This is a genomic window from Clostridium beijerinckii (assembly GCF_018223745.1).
GTDB lineage: Bacteria > Bacillota > Clostridia > Clostridiales > Clostridiaceae > Clostridium > Clostridium beijerinckii.
Map to the genome: position 1 here is coordinate 609,155 of NZ_CP073653.1, position 21,360 is coordinate 630,514.

Below are 21,360 nucleotides of genomic sequence, written 5' to 3' on the forward strand. Positions count from 1 at the left end.
CGCTTTAACAAAGATAGGTCACAATAGAACCATATGATTTTACAATTTATCATAATGTAATGAGTTTTATAAAATGTAATATAAATCAATTTAACACTTTAAATATAAGGCATATAAAGAAATTAAAATTACTTTTTTGTATGGCACGGAAATTGCTTTATATATTTTCAGAAAGATAGAAAGGGGATGTTTATAGTGACAAATAAAATGAAGGCTTCATTATTATATGGAATAGGAGATGTTAGATATGAAATTGTAGATATACCAGAAATTTCATCTAATGAAGTGCTAGTAAAAGTTAAAAATGTAGGTATATGTGGTTCAGATCTACCAAGAAGTATGGTAAGTGGACTTAGTGGAGGAGCAAAATATCCGATTATATTAGGTCATGAGTTCTCAGGTGAAATAAGTGGGGTAGGATCGGATGTCAAAAATATTCAAATAGGAGATAGAGTTGCAGTTGCACCTTTAGTTCCTTGCGGAAAATGTATTTACTGTAAATCTGGAGATTATGGATTATGTACTGATTATCACATTATTGGAACAAGAGTAAATGGAGCTTTAGCTGAATATGTCAAAGTGCCAGCGGATCATATATTAAAATTACCAGATAGTTTAGATTTTGAAACTGCTGCCGGAATTGAACCAGCAACTATAGCATACCATGGACTAGCAAAAGCAGGTATTAAGGTAGGTGACAGTGTAGTAGTTTTAGGGTGTGGGCCAATAGGTCAATTTGCTATACAATGGGCTAAGGTTTTCGGAGCATCTAAAATTATAGCAGTAGATATTTTTAATGAAAAATTGGAGCTTGCTAAAAAATTAGGAGCTAATTATTCAGTCAATTCGAAGGAATCTGATGTTGTGGCTGAAATTAAAAAGATTACAAGTGGTGGAGCTGATGCGGTAATAGAGACAGCAGGAAGCAAATTTACTCAAGAACAAGCCTTACTTATTTCTAAAAAGAAAGGAAATGTGGTATTTGTAGGAATATCTCATACACCACTACCATTAAGTGAATCAGCAACAGAAAGTATATTAAGAGGAGAATTAAAAATTCAAGGATCTTGGAATTCTTACACACAGCCATATCCAGGGAATGCTTGGCATGCAACCGTTGATTTTATGGGAAAAGGAGAGATTGTATTTAAACCTATGATTTCTCATAAGATAAAACTTGAAGAGGTTGGAGAATATTTAAAGAAGATGGCAAATAGAGAAATTAATTTCAATAAAGTAGTAGTAGAAATATAGGTGGTGAATAGTTATGAAAGAAAATTTAAAGAAAATATCTAATAACATTAGAATGAACATAATTAAAAGTGTATCAGCAGCAAAATCAGGTCATCCAGGTGGATCATTATCAATTGCAGATATTTTAACTGTTTTATATTTTGAAAAGATGAAGATTGATCCTAAAAATCCTAAAGACCTAAATAGAGATAGATTCGTATTATCAAAGGGGCATTCAGCACCAGCATTGTATTGTACATTAGCAGAAAGAGGATACTTTCCTAAAGAAGAGCTTTTAGGGTTAAGAAAATATGAGTCAAATTTGCAAGGGCATCCTGATATGAAGAAAGTAATAGGAGTGGATATGTCTACGGGATCACTAGGTCAGGGATTATCAGCTGCGAATGGAATGGCATTAGCAGGTAAATTGGATAAGAGTAGTTATAGAGTTTATTCAATATTAGGAGATGGGGAAGTACAAGAAGGGCAAATATGGGAAGCTGCAATGAGTGCTGCACACTATAAACTTGATAACTTAACTGCTTTTCTTGATTTAAACGGATTGCAGATAGATGGATCTAATGAAGAAATAATGAGTATAAGTCCAATTGACGAGAAGTTTAAAGCATTTGGATGGAATGTTGTAACGATAGATGGACATTGCTTTGAAGAGATAAGTGAAGCTATAGATGATGCTAAGGCTACAAAAGGTAAACCAACAATTATAATTTGTAAGACAGTTAAAGGCAAAGGCGTTTCGTTCATGGAAAATAACGTTAATTGGCATGGATCAGCACCAAATAAAGAAGAAACCGAAAAGGCATTAGCTGAATTAGAAGGAGGGGAAGAATAATGGGAGTAGCAACAAGAGAAGCATATGGACAAGCATTAAAGGAGTTAGCATTAGATAATAATGTTGTTGTATTAGAAGCGGATTTAGGAAAAGCAACTAAAAGTATTGAGTTTAAGAAAATTGCACCAGAAAGATATTTTGATATGGGAATATCTGAAGGAGATATGATTGGGACTGCGGCAGGCCTTGCTACATGCAGAAAGATACCATTTGCGAGTACGTTTGCTATGTTTGCAGCAGGAAGAGCATTTGAGCAGATAAGAAATTCAGTAGCATATCCTAAATTAAATGTTAAGATAGTGGCAACTCATGCAGGTATAACTGTTGGTGAAGATGGTGGAAGTCATCAAGCAATAGAGGACATATCTTTAATGAGAAGTATACCTAATATGGTTGTATTAAGTCCAGCAGATGTTATTGAAGCAAAAAAAGCAATATTTGCAGCGAAAGAATACAGTGGGCCAGTATATATAAGATTAGGAAGAGCAGCAACTCCAGAAATACACACTGAAGATTATGAATTTAATATTGGAAAAGGTGAAGTATTAAGAAATGGTGATGATGTGGCTATAATTGCAACTGGAATAATGGTAGCAAAAGCTTTGGATGCGGCTCAAATATTAAGTGAACAAGGTATTAATGCAACGGTTGTTAATATTTCAACTATAAAGCCGTTTGATAACAGTCTAATTGTTGATGTTGCAAAAAGAGTTGGTAAAATCGTAACAGTAGAAGAACATAGTATAATTGGTGGTTTAGGTTCAACTGTTGCAGAAGCTTTAATTGAAGAGTACCCAGTAAAAATAAAGAGAATTGGTATAAATGATGAGTTCGGAAGATCAGGAAATGCTGAAGTTTTATTAGAAAAATATAATTTAACAGCAGAACATATAGTTGAAACAGTAAAATCAATTTAAAGGCAGGGATATAATATGGAAGTTAAATTATCACCTTCAATATTAGGAGCAAATTTTTTAAAACTCGAAGATACTATATTAAAACTTAAAAAACAGGGAATTAAAGAATTACACATAGATATAATGGATGGACATTTTGTACCTAATATTGCTTTTGGAATAGATCAAATTAAGATGATTAAACAAATTGCTTGTGATATAGAATTAGATGTACACCTAATGGTAACAAATCCAGAGATATTCATTGATGCGCTAGTTGAAGCTGGTGCGAATACAATAACAATACATCAGGAATCTTCTCCACATATATATAATTTAATGTATATAATTAAGAGTTTTGGGATAAAAGTTGGGGTAGCATTAAATCCGGCAACACCAATAAATACATTGAAACATATAAGTCATATGGTAAATAAAATATTAATAATGACTGTAGAACCAGGATTTGGAGGACAGAGCTTCATTGAACCTATGATGGAAAAGATTCATGAAGTAAGCAATTTCATAAAAAGCGAAAATATAGAATGCGAACTTCAAGTTGATGGAGGAATAAATTTAGAGAACATAGGTAAAGTTGTTGAAAATGGAGCAACTAATATAGTAGTTGGATCGGCAATATTTAGAGAAGAGGATATTGATTCAACAATAAAAAGATTTAGGGAAGCAATACTTTAACTAAGCTTATAAAGTGAAGGAGCTGAAATACATGATAGCAATAGGGGCAGACCATGGAGGATATAAATTAAAAGAACTTATTAAGGGATATTTAGATAAAAACTCGGTAGAATATATCGATGTTGGCACATTTTCAGAAGATAGTATAGATTATCCTCAAATAGCTATGGATGTAGCAAATAGGGTATCTATAGGAGATTGTGAAAAGGGAATACTTTGTTGTGGAACTGGTGTTGGTATGTCTATCGTAGCAAACAAAATAAAAGGTATAAGAGCAGCATTAGTTGGAGATTGTTTTACTGCGAAAGCTACCAGAGAGCATAATGATTCTAATGTACTTTGTTTAGGTGGAAGAGTAATTGGCGAAGAATTAGCTTTAATGATAGTAGATATTTGGTTATCTACAGAGTTTATAGGTAAGCATCATGTTAATAGACTCAATCAAATAAAAGAAATAGAAGAAAAATTTAAATAATATATTAATTAGGAGAGTGATTATTAATGTTAGAAGAATTAAAGAAACAAGTTTTAAAGGCAAATTTAGAATTACCAGCAAAGAAACTTATAACTTATACATGGGGAAATGTTAGTGGGATTGATAGAAGTACTGGATTAGTGGTAATAAAACCAAGTGGCGTTGAGTATGATAATATGACTTTAGAAGATTTAGTAGTTGTAGACTTAGAAGGAAACGTAGTTGAAGGTAGTTTAAGGCCTTCATCAGATACACCAACACATTTAGAACTATATAAAGAGTTTGATGAAATAGGTGGAATTGTTCATACACATTCAACTTGGGCTACTATATGGGCGCAAATAGGAAGAGCTATACCAGCTTGTGGAACAACACACGCAGATTATTTTTATGGAAGTATACCATGCACAAGGAAAATGACTAAGGAAGAAATAAGTAGAGCTTATGAAAAGGAAACAGGAACAGTTATAATTGAAGAAATAACAGGAAACAATCCGTTACACTGTCCAGGTGTAGTTGTAAATGATCATGGTCCATTTGCATGGGGAAAAAATGCAGAAGAAGCTGTTCATAATGCCGTAGTCATGGAAGAAGTTGCGAAGATGGCATATTTCACTGAATTGTTGAGTCCAGACAATATTATGGACAAGATGCTTATGAATAAGCACTTTTTAAGAAAACATGGCAAAAATGCTTACTATGGACAAAGCAAGTAACTTCCTTTAAAAGCAAGATAGGAGAATATGCTTATTTTCCTATCTTTTTATCTAGGTTATAGATATATGGAATTAGAGAAGTATCCTTTTTTGCGGGGAAATTATGCATGGACAAAAATGGGGAGGGTTTATTATGCTGCAAGAACTTAAAAGACTACAAAGTGGAACGGATATAAGGGGAATAGCTATAGAACATGAAGGAACTAAAAATCTTACGCCTAATTTAGTCAATAATGTCGGGTTTGGTTTTGTAGAGTGGCTTAAAAAAACTAAAGGACTCAGTAATAAAAATATAAAAATAGCAGTTGGCATGGATTCAAGGTTATCTGGACCAGAATTGAAGAAATCATTAATAGAAGCTTTAGTTGATTCAGGTTGCAATGTTTATGATTGTGGAATATGTACGACTCCTGCAATGTTTATGACAACTATATTAGAGAATTATTCATGCGATGGAGCTGTAATGATAACAGCAAGTCATCTTCCGTATTACTATAATGGATTGAAGTTTTTTACTAAAGAAGGTGGATGCGAAAAAGAAGATATTGAAGACATAATTGAATGTTCTAACTTAGCAGAAAAGAAATGTACTACTAAAGGGCTAGTTGAAACAATCTATTTCATAGATGTTTATTCAAATATATTAGTTGATAAGATACGAAAGAATGTAAATTCAAAAACAAATTATGAGAGACCTTTAGAGGGAACCAAAATAATTGTAGATGCAGGAAACGGAGCAGGTGGTTTTTTTGCATATAAAGTTCTAGAGAAATTAGGTGCCAATGTTGAAGGAAGCCAATTTACAGAACCAGATGGAAATTTCCCTAACCATATTCCTAATCCAGAAAATGAAGAAGCTATGAATTCTATAAAAGAAGCAGTACTTAATAATAAAGCTGATTTAGGAATAATTTTTGATACAGATGTAGACAGAGCGGCTATAGTTAGTAGTGATGGAAAAGAGATAAATAAAAATGCGCTTATAGCATTAATATCTTCAATAGTGCTAGAAGAAAATCCAGATTCAATTATCGTTACGGATTCAGTAACCTCTACTGGACTTTCAGATTTTATAACTAGTTTAGGTGGTATCCATCATAGATTTAAAAGAGGATATAAGAATGTAATAAATGAATCTAAAAGGTTAAATAAAGAAGGAAAATTAAGCTGTTTGGCAATAGAAACATCAGGACACGCAGCTTTAAAAGAAAATTACTTTTTAGATGATGGGGCATATTTAATAGCCAAAATACTAATTAAGATGGCTAAGTTAAAAGATGAAGGAAAAGAAATATCAAGCCTTATAGAAAATTTGAAATATCCTAAGGAAAGTATGGATATGAGAATAAACATAAAGAGGGAAGATTTTAAATCATATGGAGAAATGATAATAGAAGGCTTGAAGAAATATGCAGATCATGTGAATGGATGGACCATTGAACCTAAAAATTATGAAGGGATAAAGATAAATTGCGATAAAGAAAATGGAGATGGCTGGCTATTGTTAAGATTATCGCTGCACGAGCCTGTACTGCCACTAAATATAGAATCGGATTCGGAAAACTCTATTAACATAATATTAGAAAGATTAATGCCATTTTTAAGAAAATATGAAGATTTGAACTTAGATAACTTTAGCAATATATTTGAAGTACAATTAAAAAAATAATAAGGGCATTTTGGACTTGTTATTTTCTTTCATATGCCTTAAATGATTTTTGATTGGAGTGATTGTATTGAAGATAGCAGCCTCAATAATGTGCGCGAATCAATTAGAACTTCATAGTGAACTAAAAAAATTAGAAGATGCAAAGGTTGATTTATTACATTGCGATGTAATGGATGGAGTTTTTGTTAACAATTTAGCTATGGGACCTTATGTATTGGAACAAATAAAAAGTGTTACCAATATTCCTCTAGACATACACTTGGCAACTGTAGACACACTGAAATATATAGATATGTATAGCTATCTAAATCCAGAATATATATCATTTCATATTGAAGCAAGTAAAGATGTAGAAATAGATATAAAGAAGATTAAATCAAAAGGAACAAAAGCATCAATTGCTATAAGTCCAGAAACGTCATTAGAAAGCGTAAAACCATATTTACAGGATATAGATATGATTCTTGTTATGACTGTTAATCCTGGTTTTTCAGGACAAAAGTTTAATTATAAAGTTCTTGATAAGTTAGATGAATTAAATAAATATTTATCAACACTTAGTAATAGACCATTAATAGAAGTTGATGGATGCATAAATAAAGAGACAGTTAAGGAATTAAAACATAAACAAATAGATGTTTATGTTTTAGGTACATCTGCATTATTTAACAATAAAATAGAGGATTATAAATCTAAGATAAATGAAATAAAAGAAATTAAATAATAATTTTCGCCAGTATTTAAGTATAAACCAATAATCACATACAAGAATATTAAATAGTATAATCATGCTTTCACAATTTTAAATTTTTATTAAAACTGCTACAGAGAAATTTTTGTAGCAGTCTTTTTTTCATGAAGATATTTATATATGTTGCTATAATAAATTTACAATTAGGACTATAGTAAGCTAAGCGTTAAAATAAGATTGTAATTTAGAAACTTGAGTGTAATATATATTTAGGGGGCGTAAAGAGAAAAATTTATAATAAAGAGAGATTATAATATTTAAATTTGAAGGAATATAAAAATATTATATAGGCAAAAGTACATGTAGTAATTAAAATAATATTATGAAGATATATTGCATTACATAAGATACGGGGAGGAAATACAATGTTAAAGATAGGTTGCCATTTATCGGCTTCAAAAGGATTCAAGAATATGGGAGAAGAGGCTATTAGTATAGGCGGAAATACATTTCAATTTTTTACTAGAAATCCAAGAGGTAGTAAAGCAAAGACTATAGATGAAACAGATATAAAAGAATTTTTAAAGTTAGCAGAAGAAAATAATTTCTCTAAAATATTAGGTCATGCACCATATACATTAAATGCTTGCTCTGCAGATGAGAACACAAGAAATTTTGCAGTAGAGATAATGAAGGATGATTTAGAAAGGATGGAGTATATTCCTAATAATCTTTATAATTTTCATCCAGGCAGTCATGTTAAGCAAGGTGTGGAGATTGGAATTAAATATATTTCAGATATGCTAAATACAGTTCTTAAGCCGGAACAAACAACTACTGTATTGCTAGAAACAATGGCAGGAAAGGGCACAGAAATTGGACGCACATTTGATGAATTAAAAGAGATTTTAAATAATGTAGAATTATCACATAAAGTAGGTGTTTGTCTTGATACGTGTCATGTTTATGATGCAGGGTATGATATTGTTAATAATTTAGATGAAGTAGTAGAACAATTTGATAAGATAATTGGGTTAGATAAATTATGTGCAATACATTTAAATGATAGTATGAATCCATTTGGAAGTCATAAAGACAGGCATCAAAAAATAGGAGAAGGTTCTATTGGATTACAGGGAATTAAGAATATTATTAATCATCCAATGTTATGCAATTTACCATTTTTCCTTGAGACACCAAATGAGCTTGACGGATATGCAAGGGAGATAGAATTATTAAAGAGTATATATCAAAATTAAAAATATTTATTAATAAAATTATATGATGTGTATAGCGTAATTTTACTAATCAAATTGCATAATGAATAAAAAATAGTAATATAGCAATATTACTTCTATAATAAATATTAAGTAATATAGAGAATTATGATATACTTAAGCTGTCAAAATATACATAAAAGGTGGAAAAAGTTATGAGGATCACGAAGAAGAAAAGTTTTGTTTTTATAACAATTATAATGGGAATATTTTTATTGGTAGGTTGCGGAAATAAAAATGCTAGCAATGGAAAAGGGGAAGCAGATAATTCCTCTAAAACAAGTGAAAGCAATGAGGCAACTCCATCAGCAAATAGTAAGGACCTGCCAATAGCTACTATAAAAGTAGAAGGATTCGGAGAAATTCAAGCTGAATTATATCCGGAAATTGCTCCTAATACTGTTAACAACTTTATATATTTAGCCAATAAAGGCTTTTATAACAATTTAAAATTCCATAGAGTAATTAAAGGGTTTATGATCCAAGGAGGAGATCCTAAAGGAAATGGAACCGGTGGGCCAGATTATTCAATTGAAGGGGAATTTACTTCTAATGGTTTTGCAAACAGTTTAAAGCATACAAAAGGAGTATTATCTATGGCAAGAGCACAAGACCCTAACAGTGCAGGAAGTCAATTTTTTATAATGTCAGGAGATGCACCAAATCTTGATGGAGAATATGCTGCTTTTGGAAAAGTAATATCAGGGTTAGATATAGTAGATAAAATTCAAAATGTAGAAACTAATTCTGCTGATGCACCTAAAAAGGATGTTGTAATTACATCAATAACTGTTGATACAAAAGGTGTTGAATACAAAGAACCGAATAAAAAGTAAATTTAAAATGTAGCTTAGAATCTAAGAATAAATGATTTAGTGGAGACTTATATGACTAATATCAATCATATAAGTCTCCACTAAAATTTTATCAGGCATTTATTGGATAGCTTGAGTAATGGAGTTTATTTTATCACTGGGATGCTTATTCCAATTATTTTTCCAAGATTTAATACATTCATATAGGATTATAATTAACATAGCAAGTATTATAACTGATAACACGGTTAATGTAGTCTTACCATTTGGAATATAGTTATTAAAGATATTTTCAATAGAAGCTGTTGAAGTTGTTATAGCGATAAATATCATAGGTAATATTGTTATAGGGGTATATTTCTTCTTGCCCATCTCTATAAGTACAGAAGTTCCGATTGCAAAAGCAATTGCGGCAAGAGTTTGATTGGCGACTCCAAATAGAGGCCAAATAGTTGAAATGTTACCACTATAAAGTAAGGCTCCCCAGCTAAGTGACATTAATGCACTGAAAAATACTAGATTAAATTTAGAATCTTTTCTAGCAAGTGGTTTGTACATTTTGCCAAAAAGATCTTGTAATAAATATCTTCCAATTCTTGTTCCTGAATCTATAGTTGTTAAAATAAATAATGCTTCAAACATTATACAGAAATGATACCAATAAGACATTAAGGTTGATGCACCAGGTAGCTTTTGGAATACATATGTCATACCAACGGCTAGAGACACAGATCCACCAGGCCTTCCAGCAAGTTTCTCACCAACAAGTGATTCGAGCATTCCTAAATCTTTTGGGACCAAATTTAATTTATCAAAAACTTCTGGCAAAGAGTTTATGGCAAAATAGTCAGCTGTAGGCAATGAGGTAGCTGCAATCAATGCCATTAGGGAGACAAAAGCCTCAAGTAACATAGAACCATAACCTATTGGAAGAATATCTTTTTCGCTCTTTATTAGTTTTGGAGTAGTTCCAGTGCTAATAAGTGAATGGAACCCAGATAGCGCACCACAGGCTATTGTTATGAATAAAAACGGGAATACTTTACCGCTAACAACCGGACCACCACCATGAACGTATTGAGTTAGTGCAGGCATTTCTAAATTTGGTCTGACTATTATTATACCGATAACTAAAGCACCAATAACTCCAAGTTTCATATAAGTACTTAGATAATCACGAGGTAATAATAATAGCCATACAGGTAAAGCCGCAGCACAGAATCCATAGATTACTAATATTACAGATAGTTGTTTAGTATCAAGAGTCAAAAAATTACCAAGAGTTGTACCTTCAATTTGTGGCCCAAAGATGACCGCAAGCATTATTAAGGCCATACCTATTATAGTAGCCTCGCCTATTTTACCAGGTCTAATGTATTTTAAATAAATTCCTATAAAAATTGCAATTGGAATAGTAGCCCCAACTGTAAATGTACCCCAAGGGCTATTATAAAGTGAGTTAACGACTGGCAAGCCAAGACCTGCCATTGTAATTATTAATATGAAGATAACTGAAATGGAAGTAATAAAGCCAATTCTTTTTCCTAATGTATGTTTTGCAATTTCTGCTATGGACTCACCATTAAACCTAACTGATGAGAAAAGCATTATCATGTCATGAACTGCACCTGCAGCAACGGAACCAATCAATATCCAGAGAGCACCAGGAAGGTAACCAAACTGGGCGGCTAAAACGGGTCCGATAAGAGGCCCAGCTCCTGCAATAGCCGCAAAGTGATGACCTAGCAGAACCCACTTATTTGTTGGAACATAATCCTTGCCATCATTGTATATTTCTGAAGGAACTTTTTTAGATTCGTCTAAAACCAATACCTTTGCAGCAATGAAAGCGCCGTAGAATCTGTATGATAGTATTAGAATTAAAGCACCAATAATAACTAAAACAATAGAATTCATATCTACATCCCCTTTGTGTAAATGTTTTCTTACATATATAATCTAACATCAGAAATAAATAGTGACTATATTTTGTATGTGAAATGCTATATTTAGTGGATGAATTAACAAAATATTGAGGCGGTTTGCAGTAAGTTTTTATATAAAGGAAGTAAAAATTGAGATTTTATTACATAGTAGTATAATTTATGTATATAGGGTAAAAGGGAGGTGATAGTATGTTGATGGTGAATATGCTAGAGAGAATGGCACTTATAACAATATTTATATATGTAATATTACAGACTAATATTATGAAGTGTTTTGTTAAGGACAAGTTTGATAGAAAAGATAATATAATGATGATTCTGATATTTTCACTCCTTGCTATTTTAGGAACTTATTTTGGAATATATATAAAAGATCAATCATTAGCAAATAGCAGACCAGTTGGAGCAATAGTTGCAGGATATTTAGGGGGACCTGTTATTGGAATTATAGTTGGATTTATAAGTGGATTGCATAGGTATTCATTTGGAGGATTTACGGCATTAGCTTGCGGATTATCAACAATTGTGGAAGGCGCAATAGGTGGAGGATTTAGAATATTATTTAAGAAAAAGGGGCTAAACCCAGCCGTTGCAGGGTTAGCAGCAGTAGTAGCAGAAATTACTCAAATGATAATTATATTAATGTTTTCTAAAGATATAAATTCAGCAATAGATCTTGAGAAAACAATAGCATTATCTATGATACTTATAAATTCTATTGGTGTATTTTTAATAGTTATGGTAATTGAAAGCTCAAAAAAATTGGTTGATGGTGAAGTAAAACTTATAAAATTAAAAGAAGAAAATAAAGTAGCAGAATTAAAGGCTTTAAAAGCACAAATAGAGCCTCATTTTTTATTTAATTCTCTTAATGTGATAAGTGCATATTGTAGAACTGATGGAGAAAAGGCAAGAGAACTTATATTAAATCTTTCAAATTATTTTAGAGCTACGCTAGAAATAGAAGGAGATTTTTCTACATTAAAAAAAGAATTGGCTTTGATAAAGGCTTATGTAGCAATTGAACAAGCTAGATTCTCAAATAGACTAGAAGTGAAATTTTTAATAGATGATAATTTACTAGATATAAAATTCCCAATACTTGTACTTCAGCCAATTGTGGAAAATTCAATTAAGCACGGAATACTGAAAAAAATTAATGGTGGTATAGTAACAATTTCTATTAGAAATGATGAAAATGACGTTAGTATTGAAGTTAGTGATAATGGGGTAGGCTTTGAAAATGCAGATGAATCTTTATCAACTGGACTTGGCCTTAAAAATATCAACAATAGACTTAGATTATTATATGGAGAAAGTTACTCTTTAAATATAGTAAGTTCAAATAATGGAAGTAGTGTTAATTTTAACATTCCAAAATAATTATTATAATTAATGGGGGGAATTAAATTGAAATTACTAGATGAGATAAAAGTAGCAATAGTTGAGGATGAAGCAATATCCAGCGATGAATTAAAATACATAATATCTAAGGATGGCAGATTCAAAGTTGTAGGGCAAGCATATGATGGAATAAGTGCATTAACTTTAATTGAAAGCGAGGAGCCAGATATTGCTTTTATTGATATTAATATTCCGGGAAAAAACGGAATAAAATTGGCAGAAGATGTAAAAGAGATATTTCCGGATATAATTCTAATTTTTTTAACGGCATATGATACTTATGCAATAAGGGCTTTTGAACTTAAAGTTTATGATTATATACTAAAGCCATATGATGAAAAGAGAATAGCGGAATCATTAAATTGTGCGTTAAATACAATTAGTAATAGAAATGAAAATGAAATAATCAATATATTAAGTAAGCTTGAAAATAAACAAGCATTGAAGAAAATCCCGTGTGAGAACAATGGAAAAATAATTCTTATCGATGTTAACAAAATTTCCTTCTTTTATTCAGAGGGAGAGAGGAATTATGTTAAGACTAATAAAGATATTTATTGTACAACAAAAACTTTACAAGAGCTAACTGAGAAAACAAATTTCTTTAGATGCCACAGGAGTTACGTAGTAAATCTTGAAAAAGTTAAAGAAGTTTACCCTTGGTTTAACGGTACTTATAAGTTAATTATTGATGATGATGAAAATAATGAAATACCGGTGAGCAGATCTCATGTTAAGGAAATAAAGATTATTTTAGGACTATAGTAATAGCCCCAGTTTTAGAAGTATATAAATTTTAGAAGAATATTAATTAAAATTGAGTTTTTAAATTAAAAAACTAGATGAATTTTTTGAATAAAATATTAATTTATTCATTTGTAATTTATGAAAAAGTCTAAATAAAGGATACTCATTGTTAATCTTGGTAAGATTAACAATGAGTATCCTTTATTTGGATTAATTATTATATAAAGTTCTGTATTATCTCAGTTATACAGTCTTTTTGCAGGCGCAATTATAAAAATTAATTTTGTAATTAATTTTATCGAGATTTCTTTGTAATTCAGCTATTTGGCTAATAACTTCTTCACGGTGTTTTATAAATATTTCTCTACGAACATCAATAGTATTATCACCTTTAAGGCATAACTGGATATATTCTTTGATTTGCTTTATAGGCATACCTGTATTTTTTAAACAACAAATAAGTTCAAGCAATTCTAAATCTTTTTCTTTAAAATCCCTGTTGCCTGACTCACTGCGATCCACAAATGGAAGTAATCCTTCTTTTTCATAATATCTAAGAGTGTGTGGACTTAAATGTGTTTTTTCAGCAACTTCAGCAATACTGTATCCCATAGTATTACCCTCCTTTAAACTGCATGATGTATTTTATAACTTAGAGTATACTCTAAGAGTAAGCATTTGTAAAATTGCATCAAAAAATTATTTCTAAAATGAAAAGTTATAAATGATGAATATGGTATTATAAATAAAAAATTACTTTTTAATTTTAGAACAATGACTTTAGTACTGTAATAACGAAATTAACTTTTCATTTTAGGGTTTATTTTTCCAAAATATGTTGACTTAGAGTTAACTATAAGATGTAAAATATATATAGAACAATTTATCATATAAATTATCTATTTTAAGGAGGAATTACTTTGTTATATAGAGGGTTTGGAAAGACAAATGAAAAGGTTTCGGTTCTAGGATTTGGTTGTATGAGGTTACCTATTATTAATGGAGATACTACTAAAATTGACGAAGAAAAAGCTACAAAAATGATTCGCCACGCAATTGATGAAGGAGTTAATTATATTGATACTGCATACCCTTATCATGGGACAGGAATGGGAACTGGAGGGGAAAGTGAACCATTTGTAGGTAGAGCCTTAAAAGACGGATATAGAGAAAAGGTGAATTTAGCTACAAAACTTCCTAGTTGGGCAATTAAGACTAGAGAGGATATGGATAAATATTTAAATGAACAATTAGAGCGATTGCAAACAGATAGAATAGATTTCTATTTAGTTCATGCTTTAAATAAAGGTTCCTGGGAAAATTTAAAGAAGTTAGGAATAGATGAATTTTTAAACTCAGCAATTAAAGATGGAAGAATAAGATATGCAGGATTTTCATTTCATGATAAGTTAGAAGTTTTTAAAGAGATAGTGGATTATTATGATTGGTCATTCTGTCAAATCCAATATAACTATTTAGATGAAGACTTCCAAGCCGGAACTGAAGGCTTAAAATATGCAGCAGATAGAGGTCTTGGAGTTGTTATCATGGAGCCGCTTAGAGGTGGAAAAATAGTTAGAAATCTTCCGGATGTAGTTACTGATACATTTGATAAAGCAGAAATTAAGAGATCTCCAGCCGAATGGGCACTAAGATGGGTATGGAATCATCCAGAGGTATCTGTAGTACTAAGTGGTATGAATGTAATGGATAATGTTACTGAAAATATTAGAGTTGCAGGTGAAGCTTTACCAAATTCACTAACAGAAAAAGAGCTAGAAATAATGGATAATGTTAAAAAAGCATTTAAAGAAAGAATAAAAGTTAATTGTACAGCTTGCGAGTATTGCATGCCATGTCCAGCAGGCGTAAATATTCCTAAGAATTTTACATTATATAATGAGTATAATATATTCGTTACTCCAGCAACAGAAAAAGAACTTAAGGAAAGATATAATGGAGTAGCACCATCAGAAAGAGCAGATAAATGTGTTGAATGCGGTAAGTGTGAAAGCCATTGTCCTCAAGCAATCAAGATTCGTCAAGAATTAAAAAATGTTAAAACAATATTTGCATAAAGTAAAATATTACAATTCACAAAATAGTTTCTAGACAGTTGAAAAAAGATGATTACATTCCATAAAGAAGAAAAAAATTTATATAATTCAAAAGAGTATTTTTTCGATAATTAAGAAGATACAACATTATATAGACAAAAATAAATTTATTAAAATCATACAAATGAGTTAAGGAGTGAGCTAAATGAGAATATTATATTACGATTGTTTTTGCGGTATAAGTGGAGATATGAATCTAGCAGCGATGTTGAACTTAGGAGTTCCTAAAGAATATTTATTTAAAGAAATTTCAAAGCTTAATTTAAATTCTGAATATGAGATACAAATTAACAGTTCTGAGAAACTTGGAATAACAGGAACAAGAGTAGATGTTATATTAAAAGATGAAGCAAATAATGTAGATAACATAGGATATAAAGATTTTGAGCGTTGTAGTACTGATATTATAGAAGATCACAGTCACTCTCACGTACATGATCAAGAGCACGATCATCATAATCATTCTCATGGTGAAGATGCTTCACATAATCATGAACACAATCATCCACATAGCCATGAACATGATTGTTCACATAATCACGAACAAGCTCATGTTCATAGCCATTCAGGAAATCACGAGCATCATCATAGAAACTTAAAAGATATAGAGAATATAATAAATTCTAGTGACTTAAGTGAAAAAGTTAAGAATTTAAGTTTAAATATGTTTATGAGAGTAGCAGAAGCAGAAGCAAAGGTACATGGCAAAACATTATATGAAGTACACTTTCATGAAGTAGGCGCCATTGATTCAATTGTTGATATAGTAGGAGCTGCTATTTGTTTAGATTATTTAAAAGTTGATAAGATTATGGCATCTCATGTTCAAGTTGGTGGCGGATTCGTAAAATGTGCTCATGGTCTCATGCCAGTTCCAGCACCTGCGACCGTAGAAATATTAAAAGGCATTCCAATAAATGTTGGGGTGGTTCAATTTGAAACAACTACGCCTACAGGAGCTGCGATACTAGCTGAAAATGTTCAAGAATTTACTTCGAAAATAGATTTCTCTATAAAGAAAATTGGATATGGAATTGGACATAGAGATCTAGATATACCTAATGTTTTGAGAGTTTACTTAGGAGAAGACAATAGTTTAGAGAAGATAGAAGAACAGTATATATTAGAAACTAATATAGATGATATGAACCCAGAATTTTATGGATATATTGAAGAAAAGCTTTTTGATGCAGGAGCATTAGATGTTTTTAAAACTCCTATATTCATGAAAAAAGGAAGACCAGGAATAAAGTTAAGTGTATTAATTAGTGAAAAAATAGAAAAAGATATTTTGGACATAGTTTTTGAAGAGACGACATCTATAGGCGTAAGAAAATATAAAGTTGAAAAAATAATGTTAAATAGAGAGTTTTCAAAGGTAGAAACTCAGTATGGAGAAGTAACAATCAAGAAATCATATTATAAAGGTAACTTAGTTAAATATAAGCCGGAATATGAGGAATGTAAAAAGATTGCAAAAGAGAATAACATAACTATGGAAAAGGTGTATAGGGAAGTTTATAAGCAAACTTCGAATATTTATAATGAGTAATTCTACAATCAAATTGAGAAAATAAAAATGTATAGGTGAGAGGCGGAATAGATAGATGATTAATAATGATAAATATAGTGAACTAGTGAAATACCTTAAAGGATTAGGAAAAGTAGTTTTAGCATTCTCAGGGGGAGTAGATAGCACATTCTTACTTAGAGTAGCCAAAGAAGCTCTTGGAGACAATGTAAAGGCAGTAACGATTTTATCACCTTACATTCCTAAGTGGGAAATAGCAGAGGCTAGAGAATTGGTAAGGGAATTGGGAGTTCAACATGAAATTATTGAGGCTCCAATTATTGATTCAATTAAATTTAATCCAGAGGATAGATGTTATCTTTGTAAAACAGCTGTATTCACTATGATATTAAATGTAGCAAAAGAACAAGGTTATAATTGTGTAATTGATGGGACAAATTTTGATGACATAAGTGATTATAGACCAGGTCTTAAAGCGTTAAAAGAACTAGAAGTAAAAAGCCCGCTATTAGAGTGTAAATTAACTAAAGCAGAAATAAGAGCATTCTCTAAAGAATTGGGACTTAACACTTGGGATAAGCCGCCTTATGCTTGCCTTTTGACAAGGATACCTTATGGAAATGAACTGAAAGTAGAAGATTTTGAAAAGATTGAAAATGCAGAAAAGTATATGATGAGTATAGGTTTTAGAGCTGTTAGGGTAAGATGCCACGGTGACTTAGCGAGAGTTGAAGTAAGTAGGGATGATAGAAGTAAATTATTTAATGAAGAGCTTTTAGATACTATTGCTGAAAAAATAAAAGAATGCGGATTTAAATATGTGACATTAGACTTACAAGGTTATAGAGTAGGAAGTTTTAATGAAACTATAGTGAAAAAAGAATAGAATCAAAAATAAATAAGAATATTTTGAAGATTAATTAAAGCGGTGTAAGAAGTTAGCAGAGAAAATCTTAGGAGGATAAAGCTAATGAACAAAGAAGAAATTAAAGAATTGTTAGAAAGTGTTAAAGATAACAAGTTGAATGTAGATGAGGCACTTGAAAAGTTAGAAGATCTACCTTTTAAAGATTTGGGTTTCGCGAAGATAGATAATCATAGAGAAATTAGAGTTGGCTATCCAGAAGTAATATACTGCGAAGGTAAGACTGTAGAGCAGGTTAGAGATATTGTAAAATTTATGCTTACAAAAAACAATAATATATTAGGAACGAGAGCCAATGAGGAAATGTACAATGCAGTTAAAGAAATATGTAAAGAAGCAAAATATAATAAACTTGGCAGAACAATAACTATTAGGAAAAATGAACAACCTCTTACGGAGAATTATATAGCAATTGTTGCAGCAGGTACTTCTGATTTGCCTGTTGTGGAGGAGGCATTTGAAACAGCTAGTATATTAGGCAATAGAGTTGAAAAAATAACTGATGTTGGAGTTGCAGGGATACACAGACTTTTTTCAAAATTGGATGTTATTAGGGGCGCAAAAGTTGTTATAGTAATTGCCGGAATGGAAGGTGCCTTAGCAAGTGTTGTAGGAGGACTTGTAGATAAGCCAGTAATAGCAGTGCCAACAAGTGTTGGATATGGTGCTAATTTCGGAGGAATTGCAGCCTTATTATCTATGTTGAATAGCTGTGCTAGCGGTGTTAGCGTAGTTAATATAGATAATGGTTTCGGGGCGGCATATAATGCTAGTATTATTAATAAGCTGTAGTTTTTTACAATGATTTTATATGGGTAATTAATATTTAAAATTCAGTATCCAATTGTTTAATTAGGAAAGAATAGAATTAACATCATAAATATAAAAACACAAGGGAGGAGAATTATATGTCAAAACTTTTTTCAAATTTTAAACTCAAAAATTTAGAATTTAAAAATAGAGTTGTTATGGCGCCTATGTGTATGTATACAGCTAAAGAAGATGGAATAGCCACTGAGTGGCATAAAATACATTATGCTACAAGAGCTTTAGGCGGAGTAGGACTTATAATCCAAGAAGCAACTGGAGTTGAAAGTAGAGGAAGAATAAGCGATAAAGATTTAGGAATATGGAATGATTCACAAATAGATGGCTTAAAGAAGATAGTTGATACATGTAAAAGCCTAGGTGCGGTTATGGGAATTCAACTTGGTCATGCAGGTAGAAAGTGTGAAATAAAGAATCTTGAGATTATAGGACCTAGTGCTGAAGCATTTAGTAGTGAATATAAAGTTCCAAAGGAAATGAGTAAAGAGAATATAAATGAAGTAATAAATGCCTTTAAAAGTGCTGCTAAAAGGTGTATTGAAATAGGATATGATATTATAGAGATCCACGGTGCTCACGGATACTTAATAAATCAATTTTTATCTCCTCTTACCAACAAAAGAAATGATGAATATGGAGGAAACTTAGAAAATAGAGCGCGATTTCTAAAAGAAGTAGTAAAAGCGGTTAGAGAAGTGTGGACAAAGGAAAAACCAATAATACTTAGGATAAGTGCTGAAGATTATTTAAATGAAGGAAATCATCCAGAGGATTTGGCTAAAATAATAAATTTGGTTAAAGAAGAAGGAATTGATATAATTAATGTAAGCTCAGGTGGCGTTGCACCAACTCCTGTTCCAATTAAGGTATATGAAGGATATCAGATAAAACTTGCAGAGATAATAAAAGAAAATACAGGACTTCCTGTAATGGCTGGAGGACTTATTATATCGCCTTATATGGCAGAGGAAATAATTCAAAATGATAGAGCAGATATGGTTTTCTTAGGAAGAATTCTTTTAAGAAAACCATACTGGCCGCTTGAAGCTGATTCAAAATTAGATGGTGAGGTAAAATGGCCTGAGCAATATGAAAGAGGTAAGTTCAGGAATAATAGATAACCATATTAATTGGCAATAGTTAATTTTATTAATAATTATTTGAATAAATTTTAATTTTAAAGCCAGCAGTATAAAATGAATTTAAATGTACACCATAATAATGAGGTGATACATATGGATAATAACAAAAACAGAATAAAAGATAGACCTAAATCTAATGCTGAACGTAGAAAAATAGATCCTAAAAATAATGCGGATTTAGGCATTATTGATGGAAAAAAGATAGGTGCGTCTCCACATAAAGAAAAGGATCACCTATAATATAAAGAGGATATATCAAAATGTTTTTATCTGTTTGATATATCCTTTATATTTTATATTAACAAGTATATAGATAGAGGGAAATTAAATTATTAATTTTTTATAAAAGCAATTATAATAGATGGTATATTACATAAGCAAAGGAGACTATAGAATGAAACTAGATTTAACAATATTTGAATTAGGAAAACTTTTAAAGAAAATAGAGGATAAATATGATTTGAACATATTAGTGAAATTAGCCTTGAGTGGTGGATGGGCTACAATAACTGGTAATGCTAATGTTTTAAAGTATCCAAATAATTCAAACTGTGGCTGCAATGGAAAAGACAACATTATAGATATAAGTGTAGAGCGTGATGGTAATGAGCATGGATCTGTAATAAAAATTACAGGCGCTAAAGATAAAAAGTTTGATATAGATATATCAAGTACTAGATACAAAGAATTACGTCCGAATAACTTAACTGTCAACAAAATAAAAATTAACGAAAATGAAAGTAAATTAAGAATTGATGAAAATATAATATTTACAATAGGTGCGTCAGTTGATGATATAAAAGAACTTATAGAAAACTAAATATATATATACAACATTAGCCAGCATAAAACAGTCTAAAATACACATAATATTAAAGAGTCAATAGGAAGAGGAGAGTGATATAAATGGACAACAGTATGAAAAAGAAACATACAAGCAAACATAAGACTTTAAATCATAATCCACAAGCAGAAAGCGTAAAATCAGTTTTTGGTGAGCCAAAAGCGAAAGATTCTGAATTTACTCCAAGAACTTTTGACTAATAAAATAGAAATTAAACATAGGCGCGATTGTATATATTATATAGTTATATTTCAGAATGATTTCTGAAATGTGAATTGTATAATAGAGCAAACAATTTAATAGTTAAAGAAGGAATATTTTGAGTATAAAAAACTTAAAATATTCCTTTTTTAGTGCAAAAGAATTTAATGTTTTAAGGTATAAATTTGAAATATTATTAATTTATTTAATAATTAGTTATTAATTAGAAATATCAAAATATCTATATATTAGACAGGCTACAGGGAAAAACAAAATTATTATATGGATGTTATTTAATAAAGTTATGAAATAACACTCACTTAGTGATAAATTTGTATGGTTATTGTTTAGGTT

At 30.8% G+C, this 21,360-nt stretch carries 22 protein-coding genes; 20 read left to right on the forward strand and 2 right to left on the reverse strand.

The annotated features are described in order from the left end of the window. The first annotated feature begins 186 nt into the window (after nt 1–186). The 10 genes from KEC93_RS02960 (at nt 187) to KEC93_RS03005 (ending at nt 9,342) form a co-directional block, all read left to right on the forward strand. Nucleotides 187–1,254, forward strand: coding sequence for a galactitol-1-phosphate 5-dehydrogenase (locus tag KEC93_RS02960; protein ID WP_034850487.1), 1,068 nt, complete (start codon nt 187–189; stop codon nt 1,252–1,254). 13 nt (nt 1,255–1,267) lie between these two features. Further along, a complete protein-coding gene (locus KEC93_RS02965; protein WP_077867733.1) occupies nt 1,268–2,086 on the forward strand; it encodes a transketolase in 819 nt (272 codons plus the stop codon). Beyond that, nucleotides 2,086–3,003, forward strand: a complete 918-nt coding sequence (locus KEC93_RS02970) for a transketolase family protein (RefSeq protein ID WP_017209703.1) — start codon at nt 2,086–2,088, stop codon at nt 3,001–3,003. The genes KEC93_RS02965 and KEC93_RS02970 overlap by 1 nt, the downstream gene beginning before the upstream one ends. A 15-nt stretch (nt 3,004–3,018) precedes the next feature. After that, nucleotides 3,019–3,678: a ribulose-phosphate 3-epimerase gene (gene rpe / locus KEC93_RS02975; RefSeq protein ID WP_017209702.1), complete on the forward strand. Its 660-nt coding sequence runs from the start codon at nt 3,019–3,021 to the stop codon at nt 3,676–3,678. A 31-nt stretch (nt 3,679–3,709) separates the two neighbouring features. After that, complete coding sequence (rpiB, locus tag KEC93_RS02980) at nt 3,710–4,153, forward strand: ribose 5-phosphate isomerase B (protein WP_017209701.1); 444 nt, start codon at nt 3,710–3,712, stop codon at nt 4,151–4,153. A 26-nt stretch (nt 4,154–4,179) separates the two neighbouring features. Next, nucleotides 4,180–4,869 carry an L-ribulose-5-phosphate 4-epimerase gene (gene araD, locus KEC93_RS02985; RefSeq protein WP_017209700.1) on the forward strand — a complete coding sequence of 230 codons (690 nt, stop codon included), beginning with the start codon at nt 4,180–4,182 and terminating at the stop codon, nt 4,867–4,869. A 133-nt stretch (nt 4,870–5,002) separates the two neighbouring features. Further along, on the forward strand, nt 5,003–6,538 hold the full coding sequence (locus KEC93_RS02990) for a phosphohexomutase domain-containing protein (RefSeq protein ID WP_077867734.1): 1,536 nt from the start codon (nt 5,003–5,005) through the stop codon (nt 6,536–6,538). Between the two features lie 58 nt (nt 6,539–6,596). Then, complete coding sequence (locus KEC93_RS02995) at nt 6,597–7,262, forward strand: ribulose-phosphate 3-epimerase (protein WP_242960287.1); 666 nt, start codon at nt 6,597–6,599, stop codon at nt 7,260–7,262. Between the two features lie 392 nt (nt 7,263–7,654). After that, the gene (locus tag KEC93_RS03000) at nt 7,655–8,488 is read left to right on the forward strand and encodes a deoxyribonuclease IV (protein ID WP_023973689.1); all 834 of its coding nucleotides are present in this window, start codon (nt 7,655–7,657) and stop codon (nt 8,486–8,488) included. Nucleotides 8,489–8,661: 173 nt separating this feature from the next. Further along, complete coding sequence (locus KEC93_RS03005; protein ID WP_017212525.1) at nt 8,662–9,342, forward strand: peptidylprolyl isomerase; 681 nt, start codon at nt 8,662–8,664, stop codon at nt 9,340–9,342. Nucleotides 9,343–9,441: 99 nt separating this feature from the next. On the opposite strand, the gene KEC93_RS03010 is transcribed toward KEC93_RS03005, so the two are convergent. Further along, entirely contained in the window at nt 9,442–11,238 is a 1,797-nt protein-coding gene (locus tag KEC93_RS03010) for a carbon starvation CstA family protein (protein ID WP_023973688.1), read from the reverse strand. A 218-nt stretch (nt 11,239–11,456) separates the two neighbouring features. Between KEC93_RS03010 and KEC93_RS03015 the strand changes: the two genes are divergently transcribed. Together KEC93_RS03015 and KEC93_RS03020 are read left to right on the forward strand one after the other, a co-directional pair. Continuing rightward, a complete protein-coding gene (locus tag KEC93_RS03015; protein WP_077867736.1) occupies nt 11,457–12,650 on the forward strand; it encodes a sensor histidine kinase in 1,194 nt (397 codons plus the stop codon). A 27-nt stretch (nt 12,651–12,677) separates the two neighbouring features. Beyond that, entirely contained in the window at nt 12,678–13,436 is a 759-nt protein-coding gene (locus KEC93_RS03020) for a LytR/AlgR family response regulator transcription factor (protein ID WP_023973687.1), read from the forward strand. A 225-nt stretch (nt 13,437–13,661) separates the two neighbouring features. Here the strand turns inward: KEC93_RS03020 and KEC93_RS03025 are convergent, their stop codons facing one another. Further along, the gene (locus KEC93_RS03025) at nt 13,662–14,030 is read right to left on the reverse strand and encodes a MerR family transcriptional regulator (protein WP_011967905.1); all 369 of its coding nucleotides are present in this window, start codon (nt 14,028–14,030) and stop codon (nt 13,662–13,664) included. 308 nt (nt 14,031–14,338) lie between these two features. On the opposite strand from KEC93_RS03025, the gene KEC93_RS03030 reads away from it, so the two are divergent. The 8 genes from KEC93_RS03030 (at nt 14,339) to KEC93_RS03065 (ending at nt 21,005) form a co-directional block, all read left to right on the forward strand. Then, nucleotides 14,339–15,496, forward strand: a complete 1,158-nt coding sequence (locus tag KEC93_RS03030; protein ID WP_077867737.1) for an aldo/keto reductase — start codon at nt 14,339–14,341, stop codon at nt 15,494–15,496. A 184-nt stretch (nt 15,497–15,680) separates the two neighbouring features. Further along, a complete protein-coding gene (gene larC, locus KEC93_RS03035; protein WP_077867738.1) occupies nt 15,681–17,087 on the forward strand; it encodes a nickel pincer cofactor biosynthesis protein LarC in 1,407 nt (468 codons plus the stop codon). Nucleotides 17,088–17,142: 55 nt separating this feature from the next. Continuing rightward, the gene (gene larE / locus KEC93_RS03040) at nt 17,143–17,952 is read left to right on the forward strand and encodes an ATP-dependent sacrificial sulfur transferase LarE (protein ID WP_023973684.1); all 810 of its coding nucleotides are present in this window, start codon (nt 17,143–17,145) and stop codon (nt 17,950–17,952) included. An 84-nt stretch (nt 17,953–18,036) separates the two neighbouring features. After that, nucleotides 18,037–18,783, forward strand: a complete 747-nt coding sequence (gene larB / locus KEC93_RS03045; RefSeq protein WP_023973683.1) for a nickel pincer cofactor biosynthesis protein LarB — start codon at nt 18,037–18,039, stop codon at nt 18,781–18,783. Between the two features lie 116 nt (nt 18,784–18,899). Beyond that, nucleotides 18,900–19,940, forward strand: coding sequence for an NADPH dehydrogenase NamA (gene namA / locus KEC93_RS03050; protein WP_039770299.1), 1,041 nt, complete (start codon nt 18,900–18,902; stop codon nt 19,938–19,940). A gap of 114 nt (nt 19,941–20,054) precedes the next feature. Further along, on the forward strand, nt 20,055–20,201 hold the full coding sequence (locus KEC93_RS03055; RefSeq protein ID WP_167514405.1) for a hypothetical protein: 147 nt from the start codon (nt 20,055–20,057) through the stop codon (nt 20,199–20,201). A 154-nt stretch (nt 20,202–20,355) separates the two neighbouring features. Further along, nucleotides 20,356–20,781 carry a hypothetical protein gene (locus KEC93_RS03060; RefSeq protein WP_039770298.1) on the forward strand — a complete coding sequence of 142 codons (426 nt, stop codon included), beginning with the start codon at nt 20,356–20,358 and terminating at the stop codon, nt 20,779–20,781. Between the two features lie 86 nt (nt 20,782–20,867). After that, the gene (locus tag KEC93_RS03065; protein ID WP_017212516.1) at nt 20,868–21,005 is read left to right on the forward strand and encodes a CPC_1213 family protein; all 138 of its coding nucleotides are present in this window, start codon (nt 20,868–20,870) and stop codon (nt 21,003–21,005) included. The last annotated feature ends 355 nt before the right edge of the window (nt 21,006–21,360 follow it).